Here is a 17,970-nt window from a genome sequence, read left to right on the forward strand (position 1 = left end):
CGGAACCAAACCGTTCTTATCGGGCTACTCGCTGTCCAGCTCTTCGCGCTCAACTGACCAGTGATACACCGAACATGCGCCTGCAACACCCACTACCAGGGAGAACAAACCTAAAACTATGCTCCCGGGAAGTGAGAAGGCGACAGAGGCGGCTAGGACCATCGCACCGAGCACCGTGACGGCCGCGTAATACTGATACCACTGTCGGCCCTCCGCCTCTTCTTCAGTGCGGTTGAGGTACTTTTCGAAGTCGTCAGCCTTCTCGGTAAGGGTTATATGCCCTCGGTCTTGGTTAAAATCGACGACACCGATGTCGTCCATCTTCGGGAGATGGCACTGGTACAGTCCTACATACACGCGCTTGCGCTCACTTGATGTCAACGCATCAGTTGTGGTCTCGTTCTCGATGGCCGCGACGTGTTCTGCGAGTTCTCCAAGAGAGACCTGTTCGCCTCGTTCTCGAAGAAAGTGGAGGACCTCTCTGCGGCGGCTGTTTTTCAGTATTTCAAAAATAACGTCTAGAGATGCACCTGAGTCGTCCTGCTCCTGTGACGTCGCTTGGTCCGCACTGCTTTCTTTCCCTTTTGGCGATGGGACAGATTCGTCGCTTAGTTTATTATTCGGTTCTGCTTTCGTTTGTGCGGTGTCTTTGACTCCCATATTTACCCACTTCCTGTGTGCTGCGACATCGTCCACCCGTCTGGAATCGTGCTCACACAGCCCCCCGGCTGTATCGACGGAGCGTTACGCTGTCAGCCAGCATTTCAAATCAACATCACCTTGCCACTTAATACTTTGTTATGTAATCGATTAGATAATTTTCCTTTGATTACCGCCGGGGTAGTCAGTAGTTGTTTGGGTATTCCGGGAGTAACAGCGTTCTTTGAATCAATTTTCGGTGATCCATAATAAATGTCCGCGACAGTGTGTGTTGAGATACGCAAAATACGTAGACTTCCCGTAAAAACGCTGAGACGGCCCCCTGTTACGGTTACACGTTACTCACCTTCTCGAAATCGCCCAGGGTAAATCGTAGCGTATATCGGCCGTTTCTATCGGTCATGCAAGTAACGCAATCTTATCAGTGTCAATTGAACAGCTATCTGGACCGCAGAGAGGTCCCTGCAGGAACGCAGTCCCCGATAAGATGCCCTTCTGGGTTCCCGTCGGGAATTGGAGCCTTACGATCTCCACGGTATCTGTTGTTGATCGGTTGTCGCCTGATTGCCAAACACGTAGATGAAATGCGTGTTATTTGAATTGAGCGGAAGAACGATATTACTCACCACATACTCAGTATGCAGGGTACTCAACCGGAATCGTGTATGGCTACGAAGCGAGACCAAGAGACACGAGCGAAACAATTAACCACAGGCACATGGAATATCACTGTACACGAGTTTGTGTCCAAAGAAGGTAGCTGGTACACTCGTGCATACGAATAGATACGATGGCAGACTTTGATCAGTGGGACGAAGTGAGCTACGTAATCAGTTCACGGTATCGAGTCGAGACTCTCCGCCGGTTGTCAGAAGGCCCTGCGACACCGTCGTTAATTGCGGACGACAGGGAAATGAGCATTGCTCACGTATCGCGCGCCCTGCAGGAACTCCGTGAGTCGGAACTGGTCGACCTATTAGTTTCGGAAGATCGGAAGAAAGGCCGCGTGTACGACATCACTGAGAAGGGTGTCGATATTTGGGAAACAATCGAACGGAAGAACATGGCGTAACTGTCGCGTCTCGGCCGCGAACTGATAGGATTGCACAAGCGCGTGGACTTAGAACTATCTCTCTCCCTGTTTTCGATTCGAATTGAACTTGTAATTTGATGTGGGTATCTCGCGTATAACCTATTCCATTACACCAACTCCGGTATTAGATCACAAGATGGTGTGTTTTCCATAGATTCAGCTAACGGTAGTCGCATAATTGAGACGCCGACGAACGGTATTGACTCACTACGACTATGGCTGAAAGCTCCACTTTGGGGAACGTGTCTGGTGGTAAACGTCTGCTACCCATTCTGAAACCTACCTGTAGAAACCCGCTTTTCGATATTGAATGCAAAGAGTGTCTACCGGTGGGTATAGCAGACGTAACAATAATGATTTGTAACATACCTGCGTACGCATGTTGTCCATAGGCTACGGAAAGTTACTGATTGGGTGCGTCGCTGGACTGTTACTCATTGGAGGTGCTACGTTAGGGCTTGGAATCGGTGGTTTCGCCGATGGACCGGCCGATACGGAGACCACTGTGAGCGAGGACGAACTGGAGATACGCACTGTGCAGTCTCCGACCGAAATTCGGCCGAATGAGCCGTTGCGTGTGGAACTTCAAATCACAAACGCGGGGTCGGAAACGACAACACAACAAGTAGCGCTACGATTGAACAGGGACGGACAGTCTCCTGAAACGGTAGCAACAAAACAAGTCAAGGTTTCGGCTGCAGAACCGGCGGACGTGACGTTCGCTGTCGAACCTGATCAAATCAGTCCCGGGGAATACACGTACGCCGTTGCCGTCGGTGAGTCATCGGCCCCGGAGTCAACTGGGAATGTGGCTGTCCTCACCCCGCCTACGTTTGTCCTCGCTGATACCACTGAAAACGCTACAATCGTCCGTGGAACCAACGCCTCCATCCGAGCAAACCTGACCAATGTCGGTGCATATCGTGGCGTCCAGACAGTGCAAATCGCTGTCGATGCAGACCAAAACGGCCAGTACTCCGATGCTGAAACGCTGAATGAGAGCGTCCACTCGCTTGCGGGCGGCCAGAGCCAGATGAGCACTGCCACGGTCCGAACTGCTGATCTGGAGCCTGGCGGATACCAATACAGGGTCGCCACCGAAAACACGACAACGACCGGAACACTCCACGTCCAGCAACCGGCGACGTTCCGTGTGCAGAATACGACTGCACCGGCCAACGTAACGAGGGGGGAAACTGCCAATGTCTCAGCAGTCGTCGAGAACGTTGGTGACGTGGACGGGCTCGACAACGTCACGCTCCGGAGTGATTCCATGAACACTACCTATTCGCGCACCGTTTCACTTGCTGCCAACGAAACGACAACGGTGTCTATTGATGTGAATACGACGAATTTGAGCCGCGGGACACACAACCATTCGCTTGGAACTGCTGACGACATAGATACCGTCTCGATGACGGTACAGGATAGTCATTTCGAGGTGTCGGATTTGGCTGGACCGAATGTCCTGTATGTCGGTGATACGGCTGTGTTCTCCGCGGACGTAACGAACACCGGTGAAACCACCGGAACTCAATCGATCCAGCATCGTATCGACAGCGATGACGATGATCGGCCGGAAGCCTATGGAGTCGACAGAAATGTCACGCTCGCACCCGGCGAGTCGACTCGCGTTCGGTTCGAGGTTGAATACACGGTAACCGACTCGACGGATTACCCCGTAGAACCACTGAGTCTGCAGACGTACGTCTATGGCGTCTACTCAAAAGACGCGCGTGCGTCAACAGCTATGTCGGTCAAGCCGTCATGGGCAAAAGACGGCGGGTCCAGCGGTTCCGGCGGAAGTACCAGTGTCTCTGATGGTGACCGCGCTTCGCTTGATGAAATAACCCAGGACAAGTACGGACTCTACTATGATGAGGTGAGCGGTGAAACGAAGCGCCAGATCGAAGAGATTCACGAACGCCAACCGTTCGCGGACGGCCTTGCAGCCGTAGAGGTGCGGACGCGTGAGGAAATCGCCCGGCAAGAGTACGGTGCCGATGTGAAACCTGGGGAGAAGTTTAATTTCACAGGACTAGAAATCGAAACCCAACAGAAGGTCGAAGCGGACTTCGATACACAGTTCCAGACTGACTCCGGTGACCGAATCGAATCTTGGGACGAACTGGCCAACGACACGTACGGGAAGTCGTACGAGAACCTAACCGCTAGTCGCCAGGCGGACATCAGGACGACGTATCAGGATCAATTCGAATAACCACTCCCTCTAACAGTAGTAATCGCCGTACGTGGGCGCTTTTCCGAATCGGTCTAACGAGATATTTATCGATCCGACAGTCCACTGTATATGACCGCTAACCCTGGAAAGTAAGGAATAACAATAGACCGATTTGCCCAACATGGCGACAGAGAGGGCCCTATTGGTGGCCGGTGAGCGGCCCTACGACCTACCATGACTATCACTGAATCAGAGGTTGCTATTGGCGCGTGGGTCTGGCATGAAAGCCGACCCGGGATGAGTAGCTCCCTTTTCGGTAACTCTGTGCGTACCGTAGCGGACTCACTCCACTCACCAACAGGGGGGACATAGAGTGTATAAAGGCTCTACCGTCGGTGTCGTCGTTCCGGCACACAACGAAGAGGGGTTCATCGGTGAGGTCATCGACTCACTTCCGGAGTACGTCGATCAGGTGTTCGTTATCGACGACTGCTCGACAGATGGCACATGGACCGAAATCAAGGAATACGTGGATACTGAGGTGAAACCCGCAAGTGTGACCGGGGACTCCGCACAACAAATAGTTGTCGCCGACGGGGCCGGGACAATGGTATCTGAAAGCCAGACGTTTCTCGATAAGCGGATCGTCCCAGTCCGTCATCAGACTAACGGCGGTCGCGGGGCTGCCGTACAAACCGGATACGAGCTAGCGCTTATGAGCGGCATGGATACGGTTGCAGTCCTTGATGGCGACGGCCAGATGGACCCGAACATCCTTGATGAGATACTCGACCCAGTCGTTGAGGGGGATGCGGATTACGCGAAAGGCAACCGCCTCATATCGCGACGCCACTGTACTCAGATGTCCAACTGGCGGCTGTTCGGGAATGCGCTCCTCACGATGCTGACCAAGATCGCGAGCGGACACTGGCAAATGCGCGACCCACAGAACGGATACACCGCGATTTCCGCGACGGCGCTTGACCAGCTCTCGCTGAACGATCTGTTTGACGACTACGGATTTCTGAACGATATGCTAATTCACTTAGATGCGAATGGGATGACTGTTCAGGACGTACCGATGGAAGCACTCTACGGCGACGAGTCGAGCGGGATTCGATATGGCTCGTTCATTCCGAAGCTATCGATTCTGTTACTTCGTGGGTACGTCTGGCGGTTACAGCAAAAGTATCTCTCCCGAACAGAATCAGAGTGATCACTCCGAACGGTTGGATATCGTTCTTTGACACCACATTCGACACCGTCAATGACCGTTATGAAGTTTTTACTTATCATGGCGTAGGCGTGAGCGGAACTTATGGGCAGGTGGTCGGATACTTCGCCAGCGACTGTCGATTTGCTTGTTACCGTGGGGTACACAGCGGTTGTACTCTTCGCAACGCTGTCGTCTCTTGAAGGGGTGCTCCTCACGGCCATCGCGTTACCCTTCTTGCTGTTCGTCCCGGGCTATGCTGTAGTCGCGGCCCTTTTTCCAATTCGGAACCCGGAGGATGAACACCACCGGCTGATTACCACAGAACGGATGCTGTACTCGGTTGTAGCAAGTATCTGTTTGGCAATTATCGTCGGAGTCAATCTTGAGTTCACGCCCTGGCCGATTCGCCCGACTCCGGTTGTCACTGCCCTTGCTATCGTAACTGTTGTGGCAACCGGAATCGCGTGGTATCGGCGCTACAAAAGGACACAGACGGGCCTGAGCCAGACCTCGATGCCCTTCGGAAACTCACGAGCGGCCAGCGGTGGTTCCGATGGGGAGGGAGTCCAGCTGGGGACCGTAGTTGTCGGTGTGGCGATCCTCGTGACGTTTGCCAGCGTGGCGCTGGTCGCGGCTCAGCCACAGCGCGGCGAAGCGTACACAGAATTCGGGCTGCTGACCGAGAATGAGACAGGGGATCTGGAGGCAAGCGACTATCCGGAGCAGATCGCGTTGGGCGAGCCCGAACAGATGTACTTCACCGTCACGAATCACGAGATGGAGACAACCGAGTACGTCGTCGTCGTGCAGATGGCCAGAACCGCGCCGACAGGCGAGGTCATCGAGCGCATACGTCTCGATACTTACAGCAACCGGACAGCGGCTGGAGACCGCTGGCTGCAGCGTCACACGGTGACGCCGGTACTGGAGGGCGAGCGCCTGCGGTTGACGTATTTGTTGTACAGGGGAAGTCAGCCGGATCAACCCACAGCTGAGAACGCGTACCGCGAGGCTCACATTTGGGTCGACGTAACGTGAGCTAACAACGACAGGAGTCTGGGAGTAGGTTTTGGACAGTTCTGATGGATGGTATCGACTGCAGCTATAGTAACAATTGAAACGATGTACACACTGATCGCACTGCCGTCGTCCGATCAGGTGTGCATTGATTTTCAATGGCTACTATAGTCACGAGGGGGTGAGCGGCTCGGATCGTTTATCGACACTATCGGTGGTCTCCACCGATACGAAACTTCGAATAAACGCTTCGTACTGGTCGATCACAGCCGCCGGCGCGAAATCGTTCGCACGCTCGATCAGTACGTCGCTCGGGAGTGGCTCGTCGAGCGTTGTCCGGATGGCCGCTGCGAGTCCCTCGTCGTCATCGACATCGACGAGCGGGCCGTACTCACCATCTTTGAGGATCTCTGCCGGGCCGCTGGGACAATCGGTCGAGACGACCGGACATCCGCAGGCAAGGGCCTCGATGAGCACGGTCGGCAGTCCCTCGTGGACCGAAGACATCGCGAGGACGTCCGAACCCGCCATGTAGCCGTAAGGGTTGTCGACAAAGCCGGGAAACGAAACCGCGGCGTCGATACCTAACTCGGCCGCGAGGGTTTCGAGTTCGGCTCGCTTCGACCCGCGGCCGACAATAATCGCACGCGTGTCCGGTCGAGCGGCATGGACCTGTTCGAAAGCGCGGAGGAACGATCCAAAGTTCTTCGCTCTCTCCAGGCGTCCGACACCGAGAACGACGTCAATGTTTGCCGATTCGATCCATGGATGATCCACCGGCTTCCCTGCCCGCTCTTGGACCTCATCGACAGGGATCGGATTGTGGAGGACAGACACCTTCTCGCGGTCGACACCGACGTGTTCCACGATGCTCTTAGCGACACCTTCTGAAACGGCGACGAACTGGTCCGACTGACCGGCGAGGCGACGCTGCAGCCACTGGACGAGTTTCTCTTTCGATTCCTCTTGCATCCCGAGCGTGTTGTGGATCGTCGAGATGGCGGTAGTGTCAGCGCCCGATAGAATCTGCGAAATCATGTGCATATCGTTGGCATACGTCATCTGTGAGAAGAGTATCTGGGGAGATCGTCGCCGCAGATATCGTACGAGAGCGGGAACGCTCGCACCGATTCCTATCCCTGGTATCCTCTGTGTTCCGAGGTCGACGACGTTTACGCTTCCGGCGACATCGGTCCGGAAATCCCCCTCGTTGTACGACACGACAAGGTCTACGTCATATCCGCGCTTAGAGAGCCCGTTCGCGACAGAAACTGTCACACGCTCGGCACCACCGACTGTCAGAGAGGGAACGAAGAATGCTATCGGTCCAGTGTTTTCCATTAGTTCACAGTCTGTGTGAAAGGGCTTGTTTATACTCACCCTACGCCGATTCTCGGGACACGTTTCTGACTTTCCTGCAATGCTTTGGTCGATTCGAATAGCTTAAATTGTTCATTCAGGCAGCGTAAGGGACAGAACTGCCCCGGGGACGTTCCACAGCGGACTGACAGACCCATATAGGCAGCGTTGGGCGGAAGATAGCCCGTCTGACTCGCCCGTGTAGGGAGGGTATAATTTTGAGCATCGATGTAGATTACGCGAACAATGTGTGGAATCTGTGGTCAGTATGTTCGATCTGGCTCTCCTGAAACCGACGTTCTTGAACGTATGAACGACTGCCAGTGTCACCGAGGTCCTGACGACGATGGGGTTTTCAGAGATGGAAGTGTTGGACTTGCACACCGCCGGCTCAGCATTATAGACCCCGAGAACGGGGGACAGCCGATCCACAACGAGGACGGTACCGTAACCGTCATCTTCAACGGAGAGATCTATAATTACGGGGCTCTCAAGGAACGACTCACGTCCGCAGGACATCGATTTACCACTCAAACCGACACCGAAGTACTGGTCCATCTCTATGAGGAAGAAGGTCCAAGTTTCGTCGACGAACTCGACGGAATGTTCGCGTTCGCTCTGTGGGACAGTGAGCGAGAACGTCTATTACTGGCCCGTGACCCGATGGGTATCAAACCTCTCGTTCTCGCCGAAACGGACGACAAGCTCGCGTTCGCCTCCGAGCTCCCATCGCTGTTCGAGAGCGACATTGACCTCGGCGGCATAGATCGGGACGCACTGGCTCAGTACTTCGCATTCGGATATATTCCGGCACCGAAAACGGCCTTCCGTAACGTCTCGAAGGTCAGACCCGGCGAGCGGATACTCATATCGGACGACGGTATCGACCGCGACAAATACCACGAGCCATCGATCACGCCTCGTGATCCCGACATTGATACCGCTGCCTCTCACCTACGCTCGCTCGTCGAATCGGCGGTCGAAAAACGCCTGATGGCCGACGTTGACCTCGGAGCGTTCCTCAGCGGGGGGATCGATTCGACGATAATCGTCGGGACGATGGCACAGTTACTCGATGATCCCGTGAAGACGTTTACCGTCGGTTTCAATCAGGATCGATTCGACGAATCCTGGGCGGCACGAGAAGTGGCGTCTTTCCACAACACCGACCATCACGAGATCACGCTCACAGCGAATGACGTACGCGAGTCCGTACCGGACGTACTGAATAAATTGGGGGAGCCCTTCGCCGACCCGGCACTGATGCCGAGTTACGCTGTGTCTCGAGCCACGAGAAATAACGTCAAGGTCGCACTCTCTGGTGACGGTGCTGACGAACTGTTCGCCGGCTACGATAAGTACCGAGTCGAGTCCCTGTCAAAGTACTATCGAGCGCTTCCGGCCCAGATACGGAAATACGCCGTCGAGCCGGCTGTGAATGCACTACCCGCCTCACGAGGGACTGCGGTCGGCGACGCCGTTTACAAAGGACAGTGGTTCATAAATCGGAGCGGAGAACGATCAGTTCCGGAGCGTCACTTCGATTTAATGCGTGTCTCCGACGACCAAGCTATCCAGTCCGTGACGAACGTTGACCCAATCGAAGCTGGGCAGACCGCCCTCCGGACACAGCACGCCGCGATATCCCCAGAACTGGCCGATAGAGAGAGCTTGGCACGGATACAGGCTGTCGATACCCGCTTATCGCTCCCAGATCAGATGCTCACGAAAGTCGACCAGGCCAGTATGTACAACTCACTCGAGGTACGCGTTCCGTTCCTCGATACTGATGTCGTTGAGTACGCACTCAGTCTCCCAACAGACCACAAACTAACTGGCCGCGATCGAAAACGTGTGCTGAAACGAGCCTTCGATGATGTACTGCCGGAGTCTATCTTACAGCGAAACAAACACGGGTTCGATATGCCGATCGGTGAGTGGTTTAAACACGAGCTTGCTGACGAGTTCGTCTCGATGGTCCGTGCTACTGATCTGGGGATTCTCGATACCGCGGCGATTTTAGAACTATTCGATGAACACCTCGATGGAAACCACGATCACTCGCGGTTCCTCTGGACCGTCTACGTCTTCAAGCACTGGGCTGTGCGTATGCAAGAGCAGGGGGTCCTCGAATAGGAATACGGTAGCAGGATTTAGTGTGACTACATACCACCATCTGGTGTCTTGTACTGGCTATAGAGGCCTATTACTCAAAAAATCGGACTATTAACTATACCCCTCTACCTGTAAGAGTCGGGCGAAATAAATGCACATACTCCGGGTCGCCCAAGACATCTTCCCTGAAACTGTCGGTGGTGCGCCATATCACATACATGCTCTGAGCCGTGATCAGGCTGCGATGGGGCACGAGGTCACCGTCTTGACTGTCTCGGAAGAGGTGGAAGAGCGAGAGGTTACCGATCAAGACGGGTATACGTTGATCAAACAACCGCCGAAGCTAGAGCTCCTCGGGAATCAGATCTTCGCCAACACCGTCGGTGATCTACGTGGTCTGGAAGACTTCGACGTGGTTCACACCCACTCTCACCTGTTCTTCTCGAGTAACGTGGCCGCGCTGTACTGCCGAATGGCCAACATCCCGATTGCAATCACATGTCACGGCCTCAACTCACAACGAGGTCCGTTCTGGTTCTCGCGTGCACACCTTCGTACGCTGGGTAAGTGGACGTATGACTCGGCCGACGTCACGCTTTGCTACACCGATGTCGAGCAATCCAAACTTCGTGACCTCGGTGTCGACGCTGACATCGCGGTTGTAAACAACGGGATCGATACCAACCGCTTCTCCCCTGCTGGACAGACCCATCCCGATATCGCGAGCCAGGGCGGCCAGGCAATCGTGTTTGTCGGCCGCTTAGTCGACGGAAAGCGACCTCAGGACGTGTTAGCTGCATTCGATACGGTACGAGAGCGCTGTCCGGACGCATCGCTGTTCTTCTGTGGCGACGGCCCGCTTCGAGACAGTCTCGAATCGACGGTCGCTGACGAGGGACTTACAGATGCTGTAGAATTCCTGGGGCGGGTCCCCTATCAGAAAATGCCCTCGGTGTTCAGAGCAGCGGACCTGTTCGTCCTTCCGAGTCGGACTGAAGGCTTTCCACGGACAGTTATCGAAGCTTTAGCCTGTGAAACACCAGTTGTTGCCAGCGATCTCGAACAGACCTCGAAAATAGTCAACCAAACGGGAGAGACAGTCCAAGTTGGCAACGTCGAGGGATTCGCGACGGCGATTTCTGATTTGCTCAGCGATCAGCGCGGCCTCTCAGAACTGGGAAAACACGGCCGAGCAATCGTCACGACGCGTTACAACTGGGAAGAGACAGTGCAAGAGACAACGGAAATACTGGGCCAAGTGGCTGAAATCGGTGACTCCGTGATTCGAGACAAGACGGAATCGACCAGCAGTCCCACACCTGTGGTCAAGGACGAGATCTGAACGAATGGCGAATCGAGCCTCGACTGATTCCGGTTGCACAGTTCCATACCACTGTCGCGTCTTCGTGGCCCAATCGATATTGCGGTTCAGGTGGTCTATTGAAGCTGGTCGAGGCCTGACTTTGGTGAGGGCGTGTATCCACTGCGCGTTAGTCGCTGATTACTTAATATCTACCGTATGCAAGGCAGGGAAAGACGTGGACCTCACACTGCATCGCGAGCCAGAAGGGTAATAAATGAGTCACGAGACAAATCTCGACCGGGAGTCGTTCGACAGCTTCGAGTTCGCCAACCGTGACATACAGGAATATCTGGTCATACTCCTAGCCGGTATCCTTATCCTCGAGAGTGCGCTCTTCCTGTCCATTCAACCGGTAACCGGATATGAAACTTCGCTGGCAGATGGACTGTCCCAGCTGTTCTGGTTCACTTTCTATTCGGTCATGATCGGTGGAATATTGACGCTGATAGCAGCGGCTATTACGCAAACGAGGTACTGGCGACATGGTCTTGGCCTCGTCCTTTCAAACTACGCGCTGTACTTCTTCCTCCCAAAAGCTCGCGGCTATCGGTTTTACGGACAAGGAACGGCAGATGCACTGCAACACTTCGGCGATGTTAGGGCGATTCTCGAAACGGGAACACTTCCCGGAATCTGGTATCCAGGTGAACATGTGCTGATGGCCGAGATGGCGATGCTAGGTGTCCCGATTGACGCGATGCCATACTTGGTAGCGTTGTTGTTTACGACGCTTCAGATAATCGGAATCGGAGTCCTTGTGAAGACGCTCTCGGGTAAACGGGGAAGTCTCGCGGCCGGATTAGCAGCCGGTAGCACTCTCATTTATACGACCTTCCATCTCTCAAACCACCCGGCGATGAACTCATTCATGGTCGTTCCGGTCCTGCTCACGCTCACAGAACTGTACCGACGGAGTAACGACAACGAGTACCTGCTCTTGATTCTCCTGGTTGGCCTGTTCATCATCTACTCACACCCGATGACAACCCTGTTTATGCTAGGTATATTACTGTTAACCTCGGTGTATTCCGGGCTGTTCGGACGGCTTTCCCTATCGTCCACTCCGCAACTCAGTCCGCGGCTTGGTGTGGCCTTTCTTCCGCTCCTATTCGCCTGGCTCACCAATTTCGGTCAGACACGCCAGGCCATAATAAAAGTCGTTGCGGCACAGGATGATATGAACCCAGCAGCCAGAGAGGTACAGCGAGCCGGCTCAGTCCAGTTTTCACCTCTACAGCTCGCCGAGAAATTCATCACTCTGTACGGCTCGACCACAATTTACTTCACTATCGCCGGGACGTTCGTCCTTTTGACCCTATACTGGTTTCTCTCCGAACGGATGCGGTACGACTGGGGCTTCGGTTCGGTTCACTTCGTTGCAGGACTGGGTATCGCAGCGATCTTCCTCCTTAGCAATCTCATCGTGAAAGGCATAATAAGAGTAAACAGATACGCACTCCTGTTCGCTGCAGTCCTCGTGGGGATGGCACTCATCCATAGCGCCACCAAGCGCAACTCGGTAACCACCGTTGCTTTGACCGTACTCGTACTCCTAGGTGCCTGTCTCGCTGCAAGTGCTGCCTACGAGCCAAACCGTCACATGACCTACGCAGAGTACGATGGGTCTCAATTCATGGCAGCGAATATTGACGAAGGGGTTCCGGTCCATGCAATGGATACGTCACATAAGATGGAAGCGTTCGTCTTAGGCACAAACCATCCCCGCTACTACCCACAGAGTTTCGGTATGAACAATAACTTGCCTCGGAACCTCGGCTATTTCAGCCAGGATGTTATCGCCTCTGATACGTTTGGCCGAAGTTACGTTGTCACGAAGACACACGATGTCAAACAGCACACTGCCTCGTATTATACAAAAGACCAACAGGAATATCTATTCCGATACGGTGAAGACAGTCTGGCGAGAATGCACAACGATCCAACGGCAAACAAGGTTTATACCAACGGTGGGTTCACTGGGTGGTCCGTAGCGCCCCAAAATTAGCCAGCAGAGCCACGCATAGCCAGACACTAACTTTAGATGCCGCAAACCACCACCAGCCATATGCCAAATCCGCTCGTCAGCGTTGTCCTCCCGACATACAAACGACCGGACAGACTTCGGAGTGCAGCACGGAGTGTCGCAGAGCAGACGTACCCAAACATCGAACTCATCGTCATCGACGATCACTCCCCGCAGCCGGCAGCCGATACACTTGCCGGAGAGCCGCTACGAGGTATCGAAGTCAACTGTGTCCGTCACCAAGAGAACAGAGGAGCGAACCAGGCAAGGAACACGGGCATTGAGCGGGCAGAAGGCGAGTACATCGCGTTGTTAGATGACGACGACGCCTGGGACTCCGAAAAGATTGCTCGACAGGTTACTGAGATGGCAGAGAGCGCTGACAGCGTCGGCGTAGTCTACACTGGCTGTGAGTACGATTACGGGGACTACACACGGGACGTTATCTTCACGGCGGAAGGGGATGTTACCAAAGACCTCCTTCTGGGGGAGTCGTTCGGTGAATTCTCGACACTGATGGTTTCGGCTGATATCATCCCACAGGCCGGGCTCCCTGACGACCGGTTTCCCAGCTGGCAAGATAGAGAGTGGCTGATACGACTCTCGCTACATAGCGAGTTTCGCGTGATCCCCGAAGTACTGACATATCGGAACTGTCCCGAGGGAGCGGACCGAATCAGCAATAACTACGCTGAGAAGCGGGATATCTCCTACCCATTAATGGTAGAGAAACACCGAGAACTCGCTGCAGGGTACGGACGTCGGTACGAACGGGCCTTCCTCGCGTCACTGCTGTTCATTCTTGGACAAGAAGCGTTACGTTCCAAAGCATACTCTGATGCGAGAACGCAACTACTTAAGTCAGTGTATTATTGGCCGTTTCGAACCGACAGGTGGCTGTTTGCACTCGCTGCGCTTGGGGGCAGATTTAGCTACAAGCCGGCGAAAAACGCCATGAAGACCCTCAACTCGATTAAAACTGAAACAATTACGAAATGAGATGTTTTCGGTAGATATCCCGTCCCGTCACCGGGTACTGTTTTTTATGTGCTGTTTCATACCTCGTAGGTGTGTCTTTACTATATTGTTGTAGTAGCCACCCTCTGGTAGCATGGAGATCGACGTAGAGAACGTCCTCATATACGTTGACGACGCTGTCAGATATAACGCAATTAACGATGATCTCGCGGAACTCGGGCAGACCCACAAGACGATTGCAGCATCAACACACACGCCCACGTCGTTCGGGAGTTTGTTGACCGGGCTGTTACCACCGAACAGCAACATCCACAGCTTCAAGCATTCTGTCCCTGCGAACGTCCGCTCAGTATTCGATATTGAGAGTCACGAGGTTTCGATAGCTGCTCAGGGCGGCATGAACCACAGTATTGCGGAGATGTTTGCTAATCCCCCACGGAAACCGATTGACGATGTCGAGCCACCATTCGTCCACGTTGCGCGCCGGCCCGGTGGCCACGCGCCGTACGACGGATTCGACTGGGACGACTACGAATATCGCAACGAGACCGCTCTCGAATATCTCTGGCGCGTATCGTCGGACCCGGAAACGGCGAGAAAAGACTACTACAATGGTGTAGACCGCTCGTTCGAAGAGTTCAAGCGCGTCCTCCAGACGCTTGAACGCAGAGGCCTTCGGGAAGATACCCTCGTCATCTATACCAGTGACCACGGTGAGGTCCTCGGAGAGTACGGGTACTTCGGACACACACACCTCGCGACGCCTGAGGTCGTATACGTTCCGACGTCGTTCATTCATCCGGAGCTGGACTCCTCCGGCGAGAACGGGCTCTTACACCATGTGGACATCTTACCGACGGTCGCCAGTGCGATGTCCTCGCGACCTGATTTCGGTAGGGTGGATGGGAACGCAGAGGGAGAGGGTCGGGCGACCGGCTATACGCACCTGAACCACATTCGATACGGCTCGTTACCGGGACCCGCCGAGACGTTCGTCAGTCTCACTGGCGGGTTTGAGCGGACAATCAGGAGCCTCTGGGACGAACACGGTGGCCACACGTTCGTGGACGGACACAAAACGACATCATCGATTGTCTTTCTGGCGTTGCTACTGCAGAAGCCCTTCGGTCGACAGGTCTTGCACAACAGGAAGCTTCGAGATTCATACTGTCGGTTCCTGCCGGGACATCAGGCGTATGGGGCCCCGCAGTTTACTGAGGACGAAGCGCGGGCGGAGATTGCGGATATCCTCTCCGGGGAGAGTGAGGAGACAGTACGCGACATCGACGAGGAGACGACAGAACAGCTCGAAAACATGGGTTACCTTTGAGCATGACCGTTCCCGTGAACACGGAGTCCACACCTCATCTTACAAATAGCAGACAGCCCTATGGAGTGATTCAAGAATGACAGCGGAGCGGAAGACTCTCTGGTACTTTATCGGTGCACTTGTCGTCGGTGGTGCCGAGCGCACACTCATCGACCTGGCGAACGAAGTCAACGGCGAGGAGTACGACGTCACCATCTGGACAATATTCTCTACGAACCCGCTCGAAACAGAACTCTCACCGGAGGTCACCGTTCGGTCGCTTACGGACGCTGGTCGTGTTGCGAACGGGGCGATAGAGGGCGTCGAAAGCCCGCTCGTCTATCTGCTCGCCCCGCTCAAGTTCTGTCTTACCGCCCGCCGTGAACAGCCCGATCTCATACAGTCGTTCCTTTTTTACGACAACGTAATTGCCAGGCTCGCCGGCGTGTTCTGTTCTGCAACCATTATTACCGGCATTCGTGAAGTACCTAACGAGGAACCGTTCGTACGCCGCGTTATCGATCGGATGACGATCTCACTCTCGGATGTGATCGTTTCGAACTCCACAGCGGGCCGGGACTACGCTGTTAAACGCGGTGCAGAGGAAGAAAACGTGGCGGTGGTCTACAATGGCCGGAACATCGAACAGTACCGAACGACAGACTCGGCGGAGCTGCGATCAGAGCTAGACATCCCGACGGGGGCCACTGTAGTCGGCACCGTCGGTCGTCTCGTCGAGCGGAAAGGCCACTTCGATCTGCTCGATGCGTGGCCGACTATCGTCTCCGAGATACCCGATGCACATCTCGTATTCGTCGGTGATGGTGCCGATCGGGAGCGGCTGACGGAACGGGTCGACTCACTCGGATGTGCTGATTCGGTTCATTTCCTCGGAACGCGACAGGATGTCCCAGCGCTTCTCGGTGCGATGGATGTCTTCGCCTTCCCATCTCATTACGAGGGGCTCCCAGGTGCAGTGATCGAAGCGATGGCCGCGGAGCTTCCGATCGTCGCGACACCTGTGGATGGTACTAGCGATCTGTTGGAGAATTACCGGACGGGGTTGTTCGTCGACGTGCAGGCACCCGACGAAATTGCGTGGGCCACCATCCGTCTACATCAGCACCAGCCACTCGCTGAAACGCTTGGAACCGCCGCAGGACAGCGGGCGGCAAGCGAGTTTACGATCGAATCGATGGTGGACGGGTTCGAGCGATTGTATCAGGAAATCGAGACAGAGCCCGAAGAGACCCCCTACGTACAGCCGCTGACCGGGTAACGGCTCCCCCGCAAGCTTACCGAGAGAGTAACAACAGTATATTTTACTTGGTTTGTGTAAATTGACAGATATGGCTGAAGAGACGCCGAATCATAGCTACCAGCGTCCGGATCGCGGAACACAGGATTGGCATATCCCGTTGAACGAGAATTTCTCTCGTATCGATACTGAGGTCGAGATCAAGGATGCTGCCGAAAATCTGGATCAGTATCAACCAAAAGAGGGGGCCAAGTTCCTCGCGACAGATTCGCGACGTATCTTTATGGGAAACGGAGAAGAGTGGCTGGAGTTCGGAAGCACGGCAGGCCGCGCACGTTCCGTCTCGCTTGGTGAGACCAGTGAGAGAGCCACGGTAATGAGTGACGGAACGTTCATCGCCCAACCAGGACAACTACAGGACGTTATCGATACCGCATCTACTGGATCTGAGTTCGGACAGGCTCCTGCACAGACAGTCAAGATGGTCTCCGGTGAGACGTACGAAGTATCCGAGACTGTCCGGCTCAAGAGAGGTGTTAGACTGGAGTGTAATGGGGCTAGAGTCGTCCCGACTGGCGATTTTGATGTTTTCGAACTCGTCCGTGATACCGTTCTGCTTGACCCGTTTGTCGATACTCGCGGCAAAAACTGGAGTTCGACACAGATTGTTATTGGTCCCGAAGACGCACAGAAGTTAGATACGGCCAACCGCGCCTGGGTAAAGGACGCGTATCTCCTCGGAGACACAGGCAAGGGTATCGGCATTCAGTTCCGTGGCGGCTCGAAACCCTGCTCGATGCAGGTCGCCAATGGGACCCTCGACGGGTTTGATCGAGCAGTAGATTTCTACGCTGCCGGGGAGAACCGCGATCCGCAAGGCGACTGGTCGAACGGAAATCAGTTCTGGGGGCGGATACAGGACTTCCGGATCGGGATTAGTATGCGGTCGGACGGTGCGGAGGTGAGCGGGAATACCGTCCGCGTACAGACTCAGCCTGACCCAGAAGTAAGTGAATGGCTCTGGAAAATGAAGGACGACCCCCGAGAGTCTCGCGGTGATAACAAATTCGTGATGAAAGGCAATACGGTAATGGCTTATCCGTGGGACGTATCGTCATTCAAGCAGAACAACTCATATTATTCAGAGAGTGATCGAGATGCGCCATTCTGGTTTATCGGACGTGGTCGTCGGTACGGAAATTCACTCGTGGATCTGAGCGGGGTACGAGGAAACCAGTACGTACTCAACGATTCAGATACGCCCGACCGAAACGGCATCTTCACTGCACACGGTGGCTTCGTCGTTGGTACAACAGAGTTTGAGACAAATCCGGCATATCAGCGAAACGATAGCCGACATTGGCACCCGCAGTCGCGCAATGCGGAGTAGATAGTTA

General features: G+C 54.5%; 13 protein-coding genes. 11 read left to right on the top strand and 2 right to left on the bottom strand.

Annotation, left to right across the window (positions count from 1 at the left end; translation table 11 throughout):
• Window positions 1-24 precede the first annotated feature (24 nt).
• Window positions 25-660 carry a hypothetical protein gene (locus GJ630_RS06475; RefSeq protein ID WP_050038388.1) on the bottom strand — a complete coding sequence of 212 codons (636 nt, stop codon included), beginning with the start codon at window positions 658-660 and terminating at the stop codon, window positions 25-27.
• 790 nt (window positions 661-1,450) lie between these two features.
• Here GJ630_RS06475 and GJ630_RS06480 point away from each other — a divergent pair.
• The 4 genes from GJ630_RS06480 (at window position 1,451) to GJ630_RS06495 (ending at window position 6,189) form a co-directional block, all read left to right on the top strand.
• On the top strand, window positions 1,451-1,732 hold the full coding sequence (locus GJ630_RS06480) for a winged helix-turn-helix domain-containing protein (protein ID WP_004515801.1): 282 nt from the start codon (window positions 1,451-1,453) through the stop codon (window positions 1,730-1,732).
• A gap of 400 nt (window positions 1,733-2,132) precedes the next feature.
• On the top strand, window positions 2,133-3,974 hold the full coding sequence (locus tag GJ630_RS06485; protein ID WP_197427623.1) for a CARDB domain-containing protein: 1,842 nt from the start codon (window positions 2,133-2,135) through the stop codon (window positions 3,972-3,974).
• Window positions 3,975-4,308: 334 nt separating this feature from the next.
• Complete coding sequence (locus tag GJ630_RS06490; RefSeq protein ID WP_014031330.1) at window positions 4,309-5,151, top strand: glycosyltransferase family 2 protein; 843 nt, start codon at window positions 4,309-4,311, stop codon at window positions 5,149-5,151.
• 153 nt (window positions 5,152-5,304) lie between these two features.
• Window positions 5,305-6,189 carry a DUF1616 domain-containing protein gene (locus tag GJ630_RS06495; protein WP_371727099.1) on the top strand — a complete coding sequence of 295 codons (885 nt, stop codon included), beginning with the start codon at window positions 5,305-5,307 and terminating at the stop codon, window positions 6,187-6,189.
• Window positions 6,190-6,339: 150 nt separating this feature from the next.
• Here the strand turns inward: GJ630_RS06495 and GJ630_RS06500 are convergent, their stop codons facing one another.
• Window positions 6,340-7,509, bottom strand: a complete 1,170-nt coding sequence (locus tag GJ630_RS06500) for a glycosyltransferase (protein WP_191449580.1) — start codon at window positions 7,507-7,509, stop codon at window positions 6,340-6,342.
• A 264-nt stretch (window positions 7,510-7,773) separates the two neighbouring features.
• On the opposite strand from GJ630_RS06500, the gene asnB reads away from it, so the two are divergent.
• The 7 genes from asnB (at window position 7,774) to GJ630_RS06535 (ending at window position 17,963) form a co-directional block, all read left to right on the top strand.
• Window positions 7,774-9,663, top strand: coding sequence for an asparagine synthase (glutamine-hydrolyzing) (gene asnB, locus GJ630_RS06505; protein ID WP_191449581.1), 1,890 nt, complete (start codon window positions 7,774-7,776; stop codon window positions 9,661-9,663).
• A 130-nt stretch (window positions 9,664-9,793) separates the two neighbouring features.
• The gene (locus tag GJ630_RS06510) at window positions 9,794-10,984 is read left to right on the top strand and encodes a glycosyltransferase family 4 protein (RefSeq protein WP_014031326.1); all 1,191 of its coding nucleotides are present in this window, start codon (window positions 9,794-9,796) and stop codon (window positions 10,982-10,984) included.
• 235 nt (window positions 10,985-11,219) lie between these two features.
• Window positions 11,220-13,010 (top strand): hypothetical protein, encoded by a 1,791-nt coding sequence (locus GJ630_RS06515; RefSeq protein WP_064289051.1) that lies wholly within the window; start codon window positions 11,220-11,222, stop codon window positions 13,008-13,010.
• Window positions 13,011-13,070: 60 nt separating this feature from the next.
• Window positions 13,071-14,027: a glycosyltransferase family 2 protein gene (locus GJ630_RS06520; protein ID WP_044952851.1), complete on the top strand. Its 957-nt coding sequence runs from the start codon at window positions 13,071-13,073 to the stop codon at window positions 14,025-14,027.
• Window positions 14,028-14,139: 112 nt separating this feature from the next.
• A complete protein-coding gene (locus tag GJ630_RS06525; RefSeq protein ID WP_014031323.1) occupies window positions 14,140-15,336 on the top strand; it encodes a sulfatase-like hydrolase/transferase in 1,197 nt (398 codons plus the stop codon).
• Between the two features lie 76 nt (window positions 15,337-15,412).
• Entirely contained in the window at window positions 15,413-16,594 is a 1,182-nt protein-coding gene (locus GJ630_RS06530) for a glycosyltransferase (RefSeq protein WP_014031322.1), read from the top strand.
• Window positions 16,595-16,664: 70 nt separating this feature from the next.
• Window positions 16,665-17,963 carry a hypothetical protein gene (locus tag GJ630_RS06535; RefSeq protein WP_014031321.1) on the top strand — a complete coding sequence of 433 codons (1,299 nt, stop codon included), beginning with the start codon at window positions 16,665-16,667 and terminating at the stop codon, window positions 17,961-17,963.
• Window positions 17,964-17,970: the final 7 nt, after the last annotated feature.

The sequence above is a fragment of the Haloarcula sp. CBA1122 genome, from assembly GCF_009741785.1.
Taxonomy (GTDB): domain Archaea; phylum Halobacteriota; class Halobacteria; order Halobacteriales; family Haloarculaceae; genus Haloarcula; species Haloarcula hispanica.